This window comes from Pseudomonas sp. yb_5 (genome assembly GCF_043103865.1).
Classification (GTDB): Bacteria; Pseudomonadota; Gammaproteobacteria; order Pseudomonadales; family Pseudomonadaceae; genus Aquipseudomonas; species Aquipseudomonas putida_Y.
Map to the genome: position 1 here is coordinate 1 of NZ_JBICKE010000119.1, position 11,864 is coordinate 11,864.

Annotated in this window: 11 protein-coding genes and 1 pseudogene; 1 reads left to right on the forward strand and 11 read right to left on the reverse strand. The window is 59.5% G+C overall.

Translation table 11 applies throughout. The features are described 5' to 3' along the window. Positions 1-127: 127 nt before the first annotated feature. Genes ACF8GF_RS21485 through ACF8GF_RS21500 form a run of 4 tightly spaced genes read right to left on the reverse strand, consistent with a single transcriptional unit; the run spans position 128 to position 3,573 of the window. Positions 128-1,285 carry an ABC transporter ATP-binding protein gene (locus ACF8GF_RS21485; RefSeq protein WP_339444670.1) on the reverse strand — a complete coding sequence of 386 codons (1,158 nt, stop codon included), beginning with the start codon at positions 1,283-1,285 and terminating at the stop codon, positions 128-130. Continuing rightward, entirely contained in the window at positions 1,282-1,935 is a 654-nt protein-coding gene (locus tag ACF8GF_RS21490; RefSeq protein WP_028697400.1) for an ABC transporter permease, read from the reverse strand. The genes ACF8GF_RS21485 and ACF8GF_RS21490 overlap by 4 nt, the downstream gene beginning before the upstream one ends. Next, positions 1,932-2,846, reverse strand: a complete 915-nt coding sequence (locus ACF8GF_RS21495) for a glycine betaine ABC transporter substrate-binding protein (RefSeq protein WP_392488702.1) — start codon at positions 2,844-2,846, stop codon at positions 1,932-1,934. The genes ACF8GF_RS21490 and ACF8GF_RS21495 overlap by 4 nt, the downstream gene beginning before the upstream one ends. Before the next feature lie 13 nt (positions 2,847-2,859). Next, positions 2,860-3,573, reverse strand: coding sequence for an ABC transporter permease (locus ACF8GF_RS21500; protein WP_176685717.1), 714 nt, complete (start codon positions 3,571-3,573; stop codon positions 2,860-2,862). 557 nt (positions 3,574-4,130) lie between these two features. On the opposite strand from ACF8GF_RS21500, the gene ACF8GF_RS21505 reads away from it, so the two are divergent. Further along, the gene (locus ACF8GF_RS21505) at positions 4,131-5,714 is read left to right on the forward strand and encodes a peptide chain release factor 3 (RefSeq protein ID WP_021781794.1); all 1,584 of its coding nucleotides are present in this window, start codon (positions 4,131-4,133) and stop codon (positions 5,712-5,714) included. Positions 5,715-5,831: 117 nt separating this feature from the next. Here the strand turns inward: ACF8GF_RS21505 and ACF8GF_RS21510 are convergent, their stop codons facing one another. From ACF8GF_RS21510 to ACF8GF_RS21540, 7 genes and pseudogenes are all read right to left on the reverse strand, one after another. Further along, positions 5,832-6,911 (reverse strand): polyamine ABC transporter substrate-binding protein, encoded by a 1,080-nt coding sequence (locus ACF8GF_RS21510; protein WP_392488703.1) that lies wholly within the window; start codon positions 6,909-6,911, stop codon positions 5,832-5,834. Positions 6,912-6,963: 52 nt separating this feature from the next. Then, positions 6,964-7,305, reverse strand: a complete 342-nt coding sequence (locus ACF8GF_RS21515) for a cupin domain-containing protein (RefSeq protein WP_014589771.1) — start codon at positions 7,303-7,305, stop codon at positions 6,964-6,966. A gap of 33 nt (positions 7,306-7,338) precedes the next feature. After that, complete coding sequence (locus ACF8GF_RS21520; RefSeq protein ID WP_392488704.1) at positions 7,339-8,745, reverse strand: NAD(P)/FAD-dependent oxidoreductase; 1,407 nt, start codon at positions 8,743-8,745, stop codon at positions 7,339-7,341. A 64-nt stretch (positions 8,746-8,809) separates the two neighbouring features. Beyond that, positions 8,810-9,634: a nuclear transport factor 2 family protein gene (locus ACF8GF_RS21525; protein ID WP_021781797.1), complete on the reverse strand. Its 825-nt coding sequence runs from the start codon at positions 9,632-9,634 to the stop codon at positions 8,810-8,812. A 423-nt stretch (positions 9,635-10,057) separates the two neighbouring features. Beyond that, a pseudogene (locus ACF8GF_RS21530) lies at positions 10,058-10,269 on the reverse strand (hypothetical protein); the annotation flags it as partial. Positions 10,270-10,505: 236 nt separating this feature from the next. Beyond that, complete coding sequence (locus ACF8GF_RS21535) at positions 10,506-11,024, reverse strand: SMI1/KNR4 family protein (protein WP_392488705.1); 519 nt, start codon at positions 11,022-11,024, stop codon at positions 10,506-10,508. 287 nt (positions 11,025-11,311) lie between these two features. Continuing rightward, positions 11,312-11,864, reverse strand: a 553-nt coding sequence (locus tag ACF8GF_RS21540) for an RHS repeat domain-containing protein (protein ID WP_392519793.1), incomplete at its 5' end; no start/stop codon positions are given.

Genomic DNA, 11,864 nt, shown 5'->3' on the forward strand with positions numbered 1-11,864 from the left:
GTTGCCGCCGCTACCGTATTCGCGGGTGAACCCGCTCCTACACATGATCGGTGGTGGACACACATCGGTGGTTGGGCGCAGGCCGCTGTAGGTTTACCCGCGAAGGCGCGCAAAGCGCCCCCGACGTTTACGAAGCAACGGCCTCAGCTGGCGAAACGATACTGGTCTTCGCCCCCCGCGATCGCCCTGAGCTCAGGTACGCCGCAATCGACTCCTGCGTCACCTCGCCCAAGAACACCTGCTCGGCATCCAGCACCGGCAACCATGCCCGGTTGAACTCGTACATGCGCGACAACAGGATGCGCAAATGCTCATCGTGCGCCGCCGTGGCATTGAACGGTCGCAGGAAATCGCCACACGTCCCTTGCTGGCGGTGCATGTCGCGTCGGCGCACATAGCCCAGCGCCTTGTTCTGTGCATCGGTCACCACCACGTAGCGGCGGTCGTGCTCGTCGAGCAGCTCCAGCGCATCGCTCACAGGCGTTTGCGGGCTCACCGATGGCGCGTTGTCTGCGGCATCCTCGGCACGCACCAGCAGCAGGCGTTTGAGCGTGCTGTCCTGGCCCACGAAGTTGCTGACGAAATCATCCGCCGGATGGGCTAGCAAGGTGTCCGGATGGTCCAGTTGCAACAGCTTGCCGGCACGGAAGATGGCAATCTTGTCGCCCAGTTTGATCGCTTCGTCGATGTCGTGGCTGACCATGATCACCGTCTTGTTCAGCGCCCGCTGCATTTCGAAGAACTCGTTCTGGATCATCTCGCGGTTGATCGGGTCGACCGCGCCGAACGGTTCGTCCATCAACAGCACGGGTGCATCTGCTGCCAGGGCACGAATCACGCCGATACGCTGTTGCTGGCCGCCGGACAGCTCGCGCGGGTAGCGTTGCAGGTACTGCTTGGGTTCGAGCTTGATCATGTGCATCAGCTCGCGAGCACGCTCGTGGCATTTCTGCTTGTCCCAGCCAAGCAGGCGTGGGACCACGGTGATGTTCTCTTCGATGGTCATGTTGGGGAACAAACCGATCTGCTGGATCACATAGCCGATGTGCCGGCGCAGGGTGACTTCGTCCAGCCCGGTGGTGTCTTCGCCATCGATGAACACCTGGCCCGAGGTGGGCGTGATCAGGCGGTTGATCATTTTCAGCGTGGTGCTCTTGCCGCAGCCCGACGGGCCGAGGAACACGCAGATTTCCCCTTCGTTGACAGTGAGGCTTACCGAGTCGACGGCTTTGACGTCCTTGCCGTTGACGTTGAAGGTTTTGCTGAGGTTCTTCAGTTCGATCATGAGCGCAGTCCTTCTGGAGTCAGGGCACGTTGCAGGGTTTGCAGCAGCAGGTCGGCGATGATTGCCAGCAGGCTCACCAGCAAGGCGCCGATCAGCAGCATCGACATGTCGCTGCGGCTGATGGAGGTGAGGATGAGCACACCCAGGCCGCCGGCGCCGATGGTGGCAGCAATGGTCATGACACCGATGTTCATGACCACGGCGGTGCGTACACCGGCGAGGATGACCGGTACGGCGATGGGCAGTTCGACCATGCGCAGGCGCTGGCCGAAGGTCATGCCTATACCGCGTGCGGCTTCACGGATGCCGGGCTCGACATTGGTCAGGGCCAGGTAGGTGTTGCGCAGGATCGGCAGCAGCGAGTACAGGAACACCGCAGTGATCGCTGGCAACGGCCCCAGGCCCTGGCCGAACTTGGAGTAGAACGGCAACAGCAGGCCGAACAGGGCAATCGAGGGGATGGTCAGCAGCACTGTGGCGCTGGCCTGCAGCGGGCCTGCGAGGGCCGGAAAACGAGTCATCAGGATGCCCAGCGGCACCCCGACCAGAATCGCCAGGCCCACGGCAACGCCGACCAGCATGATGTGCTGCCAGGTCAGGTGCAGCACCTGGGCCCAGTCCAGGTGGCTGAAGGTATCGATCAGGTTCATGGCTGGCCCTCGCTGTTCAGTGGGTGTTTGCGCAGGAAGTCTGCGGCCACGGCAGTGGGGTTCTGGTGCTCGACATCGACCTTGGCGTTGAGCTGGCGCATGGTTTGGTCATCCAGTTGCTCGGCCAGCGGCTTGAGTAGGCCAGCCAGCTGCGGGTTGGCGTCGAGCGTGGCTTTGCGTATCACCGGCGCGGCGGTGTAGTCGGGGAAGTAGTGTTTGTCGTCTTCCAGCAGCTTGAGGTTGAAAGCGTCCAGGCGGCCGTCGGTGGTATACACCAGGCCGGCGAACACCTGATTGTTGCGCATGGCGGTGTACACCAGCCCGGCGTCCATCTGGCGGATGTTGCGCCGGCCCAGCGGCAGGCCATACATTTCGCGCAGGCCTACCAGGCCGTCGGGGCGGTTGGCGAACTCGGTGTCCAGGGCCACCAGGTGATTATGCTTGCTCTCGTCGCGCAGCACCTGGTTGAGGTCGCTGATCGAGTTGAGCTGCGGGTAGGCCTCGGCGACCTGCTTCGGCAAGCCGAGGGCATAGGTGTTGCTGAATTTCGACGGGGTCAGCCAGATCAGGTCTTTTTTGGCATCCAGCTCCTTGACCTTGGCGTAGGTTGCCTCGGCGCTGGGCATACGCTCTTCGATGTGGTTGTACGACACCAGCGACACACCGGTGTATTCCCACATCAGGTCGAGCTGGCCGGTTTCCTGGGCCTGGCGTGCGAGGTTGCTGCCAAGCCCGCCGATGACACGCACATCGAAGCCGTTGGCGCGCAGGTATTGCGCGGTGATTTCGGCGAGCACGGTCTGTTCGGTGAACACCCGCGCGCCGATGCGGATCAGCGGTTTTTCAGCTGCCTGGGCAAATCCTGCGAACAGCAAGGCCGCGCCCAGTAGCAAGGCGATTCTCTTCTTCATACGTTTCCTATCCTTATTGGACCAGGCCGCGTTCCAGCCAGCGCTTGCTGGAGAAACTCACCGCCGCATCCAGCACCAGTGCCAGCAGCGCGGTGCAGGCGGCACCCAGCAGCAGTTGTGGCTGGTTGTTCAGGGCGATGCCGGGGAAGATCAGGCTACCCAGGCTGTTGGCGCCGATCAGGAACGCCAGCGGTGCGGTACCCACATTCAGTGCCAGGGCCACGCGTACGCCGCCGACGATGATCGGCACGGCGTTGGGCAGCTCCACCTGCCAGAGTTGCTGGCGCGGGGTCATGCCAATGCCGGTGGCGGCTTCCTTGAGCGAAGCAGGGACGTTTTTCAGGCCTTCGTAGGTGTTGCGCACAATCGGCAGGAGGGAGGCGAGGAATAGCGCGAAGATCGCAGGCCCGGCTCCGATGCCCAGGATACTGAGGGCGATGGCCAGAACGGCCAGAGGGGGGATGGTGTTGCCAACGTTGAAGAACTGCATGAAGCGCTCGGCTTTGTCGACCCGGTGCGGTCGACTTAACGCAATGCCGGCGGGGATGCCCACGGCCAGCGCCGCCGCCATCGAAGCCAGCACCAATACCAGGTGCGCTTGCAGGTAGAACCCAAGATCGTCGCGATAACGCGCGATCGTGTCGATGCCGATCCAGTGGACCAGCAGGGCCAGGATGACGAGCACGGCGGCCCATCCCAACAGCCCCGAACCGTAGCGTTTTGCCACAGGTGGACTCCTTGTGTAGTCGGCGAGCACACTTCTTGGTTGCCGGCCAATTCTGGCGGCGGGTGGTGTGTTCGCGAGTAGCAGCGTGATGCAAGCCGAGGGCTGCGATCAGGCCATGAGCCGAACCCCGTCGGGCCCGAAAATGCTGATGAAACCAGTCCCCAACCGAAGCGGTTTGCAGGGGAGTGGACGTCTCCATGGGTGTCAAGGTTCCCATCTGAGGCAGCATTTGGCCAGCGTTAATCACTGGGGGGCAGGATTTTTGGCGAGAAAAAACAGCGACTTAATGTGCTGCAGGCGTTGAAATAACTGCGCTTTGGTCATTTGTCGTGATAAAGCGATTGCCTGTTGGATTTCTTTTGTCTGTGCCGGCCTCTTCGCGGGTAAACCCGCTCCTACACAGACTGCACCGCATTCGAATCCTGTGTCGTACCTGTGGGAGCGGGTTTACCCGCGAAGAGGCCGGCACAGGCGCCATTCATTCGGCAGATTTTGGTCCAGGCCCAACTTCAGGTATGATACTGCCCCTTTCAAATCCCCCAGTCAGGCGATTTCCCATGACCAACCAGGCCGCCGAAGTCGCGAAGCGCCGCACTTTCGCAATCATTTCCCACCCCGACGCCGGTAAGACCACCATCACCGAGAAGCTGCTGCTGATGGGCAAGGCCATTGCCGTCGCCGGTACCGTGAAGTCGCGCAAGTCCGACCGCCACGCCACCTCCGACTGGATGGAAATGGAGAAGCAGCGCGGCATCTCCATCACCACCTCGGTGATGCAGTTCCCGTATCGCGAGCACATGATCAACCTGCTCGACACCCCGGGCCACGAAGACTTCTCCGAAGACACCTACCGCACCCTGACCGCGGTGGACTCGGCGCTGATGGTGCTCGATGGCGGTAAAGGTGTAGAGCCGCGTACCATCGCCCTGATGGACGTGTGCCGGCTGCGCGACACGCCAATCGTCAGCTTCATCAACAAACTCGACCGTGATATCCGCGACCCGATCGAACTGCTCGACGAGATCGAAGCCGTTCTGAAGATCAAGGCCGCGCCAATCACCTGGCCAATCGGTTGCTACCGTGACTTCAAGGGTGTGTACCACCTCACTGGCGACTACATCATCGTCTACACCCCGGGCCACGGCCACGAGCGCACCGAAGCCAAGATCATCCAGAAACTGGACTCGGACGAAGCCCGCGCACACCTGGGCGACCAGTACGACGCGTTCGTCGAGCAACTGGAGCTGGTGCAGGGCGCCTGCCACGAGTTCAACCAGGAAGAGTTCATCAACGGTCAGTTGACCCCGGTATTCTTCGGTACTGCGCTGGGCAACTTCGGTGTCGACCACGTGCTCGACGCCGTGGTCGACTGGGCGCCGCGTCCGCTTGGCCGTGTGGCCAACGAGCGTACCGTGGAGCCTGTGGAAGAGAAGTTCACCGGCTTCGTGTTCAAGATCCAGGCGAACATGGACCCGAAACACCGCGACCGTATCGCCTTCATGCGCATCTGCTCGGGCAAGTACGAGAAAGGCATGAAAATGCGCCATGTGCGCTTGAACAAAGATCTGCGTATCGGCGATGCGCTGACGTTCTTCTCCTCCGAGCGTGAGCAGCTGGAAGAGGCCTTTGCCGGTGACATCATCGGCCTGCACAACCACGGCACCATCCAGATCGGCGACACCTTCACCGAAGGTGAGGCGCTGGGCTTCACCGGTATTCCGCACTTCGCGCCGGAGCTGTTCCGCCGCGTACGCCTGAAAGACCCGCTGAAATCCAAGCAACTGCGTCAAGGCCTGCAGCAGCTGGCCGAAGAAGGTGCTACTCAGGTGTTCTTCCCTGAGCGCAGCAACGACATCATCCTGGGTGCGGTCGGTGTGCTGCAGTTCGACGTGGTCGCCAGCCGTCTGAAGGAAGAGTACAAGGTCGAGTGCGCCTACGAGCCTATCACCGTCTGGTCCGCGCGCTGGATCAGCTGCGATGACAAGAAGAAGCTCGAGGAATTCCAGACCAAGGCCATGGAAAACCTGGCCATCGACGGCGGCGGTCACCTGACCTACCTGGCGCCGACCCGGGTCAACCTGGCGCTGATGGAAGAGCGCTGGCCGGACATCAAGTTCCGCGCTACCCGCGAGCACCACTGATCGCGAGAGCTTGCTCTTGACCCCTGTGGGAGCGGGTTTACCCGCGAATGCGTCGGTAGAGTCAACACCGCATTCGCGGGTAAACCCGCTCCCACAAGGACGTCGTAACGACTGAAATCAGTTCCCTGCTTTGATACTGGTCCAGATTCGCGTACGAATACGGTCGATCTTCGCCGGCATCGCCTCCAGCGCATACAGCTTGCCCATCACCTCGTCGCTCGGGTAAATCATCGTATTACCCTTCATCGCCGGGTCCACCGGCCCGTCTGCCTTGAGGTTGCCGTTCGCGTATTGCACATGGTTGCTGATGTTGGCCATCACTTCCGGCTGCAGCAGGTAGTTCATGTAGGCATATCCGGCCTTTTCATCCGGCGCATCGACGGGCATGGCGACCATGTCGAACCACATCGGCGCGCCCTCCTTGGGTATCGAATAGCCCACCTTCACGCCATTGTTCGCCTCGTCGGCGCGGTTCTTCGCCTGCAGCACATCCCCTGAGAACCCCACCACTACGCAGATATCGCCGTTGGCCAGGTCGCCCGTGTACTTGGACGAGTGGAAATAGCTGATGTACGGCCGCACCTTCATCAGCAGTTCCTTGGCCTTCTCGTAGTCCTTGGGGTCTTGGCTGTGATGGGGCAAGCCCAGGTAGTGCAGGGCGATCGGCAGCAGTTCGGGGCCATTGTCCAGCACCGCGACCCCACAGCTTTTCAGCTTGCTCATGTACTCGGGCTTGAAGATCAGGTCCCAGGAGTCCACCGGCGCGTTGTCGCCGAGCACTGCCTTGACCTTGTCGATGTTGTAGCCAATGCCGGTACTGCCCCACAGGTACGGGAAACCGTACTGGTTGCCCGGGTCGTTCACCTCCAGCGCCTTGAGCAGCATCGGGTTGAGGTTGTGCCAGTTGGGTAACTGTGACTTGTCCAGGCGCTTCAGAGCCTTGCCCTGAATCTGCCGGGCCATGAAGTGGTTGGAGGGGAACACCACGTCGTAGCCGGAATTGCCGGTCATCAGCTTGCCATCGAGGGTTTCATTGCTGTCGTACACGTCGTAGGTGGGCACGATGCCGCTGGCTTGCTGGAAGTTCTTCAACGTATCGGGGGCCACGTAGCTGGACCAGTTGTAGATCTTCACCGTTTCAGCGGCGCTGGCCACGCTGGCGGCCAGCATCAGAGGGGCGAGGAGGAAGGTGCGCATGTCGGGTTTACCTTGCTTTGTCTGTTGTTATCGAAGGCAGGCGATCAGCGGATCAGAAAACAAGCACGTAGGTCTTGCGCACGGTCTCCTGGATGTCCCAGGTGCCGGTGCTGTTGGCCGGTAGCATCAATGCGTCTCCGGCTTCTATGACCAGAGGCTCGCCACCGTCGGGGGTGAACGTGCAGCGGCCCTTGATGAAATGGCAGAACTCCTGTTGCACGATCTGCCGCCGCCAGCGCCCTGGGGTGCATTCCCAGATGCCGGTTTCAACGCCATCGCTGCGCTCCACGCAGGTGACTGACGTGACTGCCACGGGTTCGCCGAGCGGTACCGCGACCGGGTTGGAGCTGTCGAGCACGGCAAATTCGGTGTTCTTGAACTGGGTGATGCTCATGACCGGTGGATCCTGTACGAGTGTTAAGGGAAGTCAGTGCATGAAGCCTTCCATGAAGTCCGCAAGCGATATGGCCAGGCGCCGCCTCCACGGCGCGCTGGCGGGGTTGGCGAGGGTCCGGTCCTCGTGGACGAAGCTCTGGATGATCGCGTTGTAGCCCAGCCAGCGGCAGGGCTCGGGGGGCCAGCTGGCCAGGCTTGATAGCGGGCGGTTGTCGAGCACCCAGGGTTGCGCCGTCAGCTCGTTGCGCTGGTTGAGGATCAGCGCCGCCAGGGTGCGTCCGCCCAGGTTGGTAGCCCCGACGCCTTCGCCGCCGTAGCCGCCGGCAAGGGCGATGCCGCGCTGGCGGTCGCAGAGCATGTGTGGGCGGAAGCGTCGCGCCATGCCGAGGTTGCCGCCCCAGGTATGAGTGATGCGTACCTGTTTGAGCTGCGGGAACAGTTCGCCGAACAGGTAGCGGCGCAGTTCGACTTCGTGTTCGTCGAGGTTGAAGTTTTCGCGCAGACGCCCACCGAAGCGGTAGCAACCGCGGGCACCGAAGACCAGGCGGTTGTCGGCGGTGCGCTGGCCGTAGGTGACCTGGCGGCTGCTTTCACTGAAGGCTTGGCCCTGGCTCAGGCCAATCTGCTCCCAGGTAGCCTCCGGCAGCGGCTCGGTGGCCACCAGCAGGCTCTGTACCGGCAACTGATGTTTGCCCAGTGGCGGCAGGCTGGCGGCGTAACCCTCCACGGCAGGCACCATCCACTGGCAGCGAATCTGTGCCAGCGGGGTACGCACCTCGCTCGGCTGCCAGTCGATGGCCGGGGTGTTTTCGTAGATCGATACGCCCAGCGCCTCTACTGCCCGGGCAAGGCCGCGCACCAGCTTGGCTGGCTGGATGGTCGCCGTGTGCGGGCTGTAAATGGCTCCAAACGCATTGCTGACCCGCAGTTGGCTCCCCAACTGCTCGGGGCTCAGCCAGCGGTAGTCGTCCTCGGACATGCCTTGGCGATACAAGTCGTCGAGGTAGGCGCGCAGGCTACGTTCCTGCTCGGGGTAGCGCGCCGCGCAATACAGCACGCCGCCTTTGCGGTAGTCACAGTCGATGCCTTCGCTTTGCAACACGCGATGCACTTCATCAGGGATGCCGTGCAGCAGGTCGATGCTGGCGCGGCGCTGTTGCGGCGAGAGGGTGCCGAGCAGGCGGTCTTCGCCTAGCAGGTTGCCCATCAGCCAGCCCCCATTACGGCCGGAAGCGCCGAAGCCGGCGATTTGGGCTTCGATCACCGCAATGTTCAGCTGGGGTGCCTGGCGCTTGAGGTAGTACGCGGTCCAAAGGCCGGTATAGCCGGCACCGATGATGCACACGTCAACGTCGAGGTCATTGCGCAGTGCCGGGCGCGCGCACAGCGGCTCGTCGAGCTGGTCCATCCACAGGCTGAGCGTGCGCAGGGGTTGCATCGGGTTCGGCTCCACATCCGTCAAGGTCTGTGGGCGATCGTAGTGGTGTCAGCGGGCAGCTGTCTTACGTGCGTGCACGCAGGGAAATTTGCTTCAGGTAGGCCTTGGGCGTTAGCCCGGTGTGCTCACGGAAGCACTTGTAGAACGCCGACAGCGAGTTGAAGCCGGCACTGAAGGCCAGCTCGTCGATCGTCGCCTCGACGCTATCATCGCCGAGGCTGGCCATCAGGTGCTGCAGGCGTGCCTGGTTGACGTAGCGGTAGAAGCTCTGCCCCAGCACCTGGTTGAGCAGGTAGGAAATCTGGTTGCGGCTGTAGCCGCTGGCGTCGGCGACCTGTTGCAGGTCGAGCTCCGGGTCGAGGTAGGGGCGTTGACGCTGGAAGTAGTGCTCCAGGTCCTGGGCCATGGTCGACAACTGCCGGGGCGACAGGCCCAGGCGGCTGGTGGCGGGGCGCGGGCCGCTGTTGGCGTGGCCTGTGCCGTTCTGGCGGACCAGCGTGGCGTATTCGTTGACCCGCCAGATCAGCCCGTCCCTGACGGTGATCGCCTCGCTGGACTGGAACGCAACCAGGCCGTCACCGCCCTGCACCGTGACCTGATACTGGATGAATGCGGTGCAGCCATCGACGCGGATGCGGTCGCTGTGGACGATGTCCTCGCCCGCTTCATGGGGCAGGCAGGCGCGTACGTAGTCGCGCAGTTCCTGATGGCCGAGCACGCGGTTCTGAAAGAAGTCGTGGTACTGGATATCGGGGTGGTAGAGCGCCATGACACCGTCGAGGTCGCGATGCTTCCAGCAGAGGTGGTAGCGCAGCACGATTTCGGCGGTAAGCGGGGTTTGCTCGGGGCCGTCGGGGAGGGTGGTGGCGATCATGGGTGGATAGTGCATTGCAGAACACCCAGGTGCAAGGGCGTGGATCCTGCATATTGCACGGTTTGCTCAGGCGGCTTGGAGGGTAAGTCTCTGATTTTTATGAATGTAGTTTTTTGATACAACTGGCATGGCGGCTGCACCTTTCTTGTCACCATCGAACAAGGAGAAAGGCCATGCGCTCGATACTGCTTTGGATGATTGGGGTGCCGATTCCGGTGATCATTCTGATCTGGTTCTTTATGCATTGAGATTTTTGGGGGCCGCTCTTTGCGGCCCTTTTGCTACAACTCTTCGCTACAAAAGGCATGTGCAAGGTAGGCAGGCGCGAACATAGTCGAATCCCCAGATTTTGTAGGTTTGGAGAAAACCGCACCCACAGGTAACGTCGCAGAATGCCCTGGGCAAAGCCCTCAGTTATCTGGCCAGCAACTGGTACTAGGTGAGGGTTTCCACCGCTTTGTTGTTCACCACCCGCTTGATGTCGGTCAGGCGACCCAGCGGGTTGTCGTAGTGCAGGTGCACGCGGGTACAGTCGGTGATTCATTGCAGCGGCACTTCGCTGTTGGTGTCCGGTACTTCACCGAAGTAGAAAAAGAGAAAGAACAGGCTGTCGCGGTTTTGGGGGTGTAGTGGCTGCCCTCCGAGCTGACTGCACTTATACAATACTCTTAAGCACAACCTAGGGACTCCATGTTAACAAGAGGCTGGCTCTACCAATATCTAGCAGAGCCAGATAAACCTGCATACTATTAAACAGCCGGCACTGACGCAACGTCCACCCGAAAGGCAACGTTCGAAACATTATTATGGCCAAGATCAAAAAAATCGCACCCTTCAATATTTGCCATATTTCGATTGAATCGATGTCACCCCATCACCACCCACCTCAGTTTTCTTCCATCATTTCAACGTCATCGGGCAGCGACGCTAAAATCAAAGAATAAAAATCATCGAAACCTTCTGCTATTTTATAAAGATGACCGCTATCACCTTGCTCCGCTATATCATATTTATTAATGGGGTCAGATTCGTGCAAGTGGGTTCTATCCCAATAATAAACCCCTTCTCGCCCAGGCTCAGTAACTATCACGTAAGGGTTCCCCCCCCCATCTTCCCCAATCGCCAAAACGCCATTAACAAATGCCAACTCAGAAATAAATTCTTGATTAAAGCTAATAATATCGTTGCATTCCTCTCCCGGTATAACCCCAAACAAACGATCAAAACTCACCTCCCCGTCTTGAACAGACTTCAACGGCAACTGCCCAAAATCAGGATCAGTCAAATAAAAACCATTCATGCGTGCCAGTATGTTTCTATACGCACTAGGCAAAGTAACATTAACTGCTGCCTCAAGTGAGTTTATCTCAGCATCAGTCAAACCAGCTTTGTAAACTATAGGCATTTTTCGACCCTATTAACAGCTTGATTTCATATTCTTAACACCACCCGAATGGGTGAACCTGTTGTGAATTTTTTAGGAACTTCCTGCATCGTCTTCATATTCTCGTGATGATGCCAAGTATTTTTCGAATAGTCTGCATTACCCTGAGGTGCAAGTGCATCTGCCTTGCCAAAATCACCACCAGGATTTTTACCGTGATTCCCCTTCAAGTCAGGAACATCAACTTGCTGTCGTTCAAAAGGAGTAAAGTCAGGATGGCCGTCGGGATACCTTACTACATTACCCTCTCAATCTTTATAAACCCATGTTCGTCCGTCAATCTCCATATGCACAGAACCACCTTTATCTAGCCATTTGGCAACATCAGGGGAATGTGAAGGCTTTGCACTCCATCCCCAAGGATCAATCCAAGATATCGGATTGACTCCATAGCTACACAGGTTAGCTCCTCCCAATAATCCAATTGGGTCTTGATTCACAAATCGTCCAACTTCTGGATCGTAGAATCGAAAAGTATTGTAGTGCAGGCTCGATTCGCAATCAAAATATTGACCTTGGAATCGTATATTCTGCTCCACCTCACTAACTACTAGCTGCTCTACCGAGCCCCACGAGCGATAGGTCGCCTGCCAAACGATCTCACCCTCGCTATTGGTCAGCTCGATCGGCGTACCGATCTGATCGGTATGGAAGTAATAAAGCTTTTGCTCCTCCCCTTCAGCCTGATCGACTCGCGCCAGCGGCGCATAGCTACCCGGCTCATACAGGTACAAACTGCTCTGTCCCGGCACCTCCTCCTGCAACATCCGCAGCCCTTGCCAAAGAAAGCGTTTCTGCTCG

Excerpts from the sequence above, each read along its gene's own strand:
- ACF8GF_RS21485 (WP_339444670.1), bottom strand. The coding sequence starts at position 1,285 with ATGATCGAACTGAAGAACCTCAGCAAAACCTTCAACGTCAACGGCAAG.
- ACF8GF_RS21490 (WP_028697400.1), bottom strand. The coding sequence starts at position 1,935 with ATGAACCTGATCGATACCTTCAGCCACCTGGACTGGGCCCAGGTGCTG.
- ACF8GF_RS21495 (WP_392488702.1), bottom strand. The coding sequence starts at position 2,846 with ATGAAGAAGAGAATCGCCTTGCTACTGGGCGCGGCCTTGCTGTTCGCA.
- ACF8GF_RS21505 (WP_021781794.1), top strand. The coding sequence starts at position 4,131 with ATGACCAACCAGGCCGCCGAAGTCGCGAAGCGCCGCACTTTCGCAATC.
- ACF8GF_RS21510 (WP_392488703.1), bottom strand. The coding sequence starts at position 6,911 with ATGCGCACCTTCCTCCTCGCCCCTCTGATGCTGGCCGCCAGCGTGGCC.
- ACF8GF_RS21515 (WP_014589771.1), bottom strand. The coding sequence starts at position 7,305 with ATGAGCATCACCCAGTTCAAGAACACCGAATTTGCCGTGCTCGACAGC.
- ACF8GF_RS21520 (WP_392488704.1), bottom strand. The coding sequence starts at position 8,745 with ATGCAACCCCTGCGCACGCTCAGCCTGTGGATGGACCAGCTCGACGAG.
- ACF8GF_RS21525 (WP_021781797.1), bottom strand. The coding sequence starts at position 9,634 with ATGCACTATCCACCCATGATCGCCACCACCCTCCCCGACGGCCCCGAG.
- ACF8GF_RS21535 (WP_392488705.1), bottom strand. The coding sequence starts at position 11,024 with ATGCCTATAGTTTACAAAGCTGGTTTGACTGATGCTGAGATAAACTCA.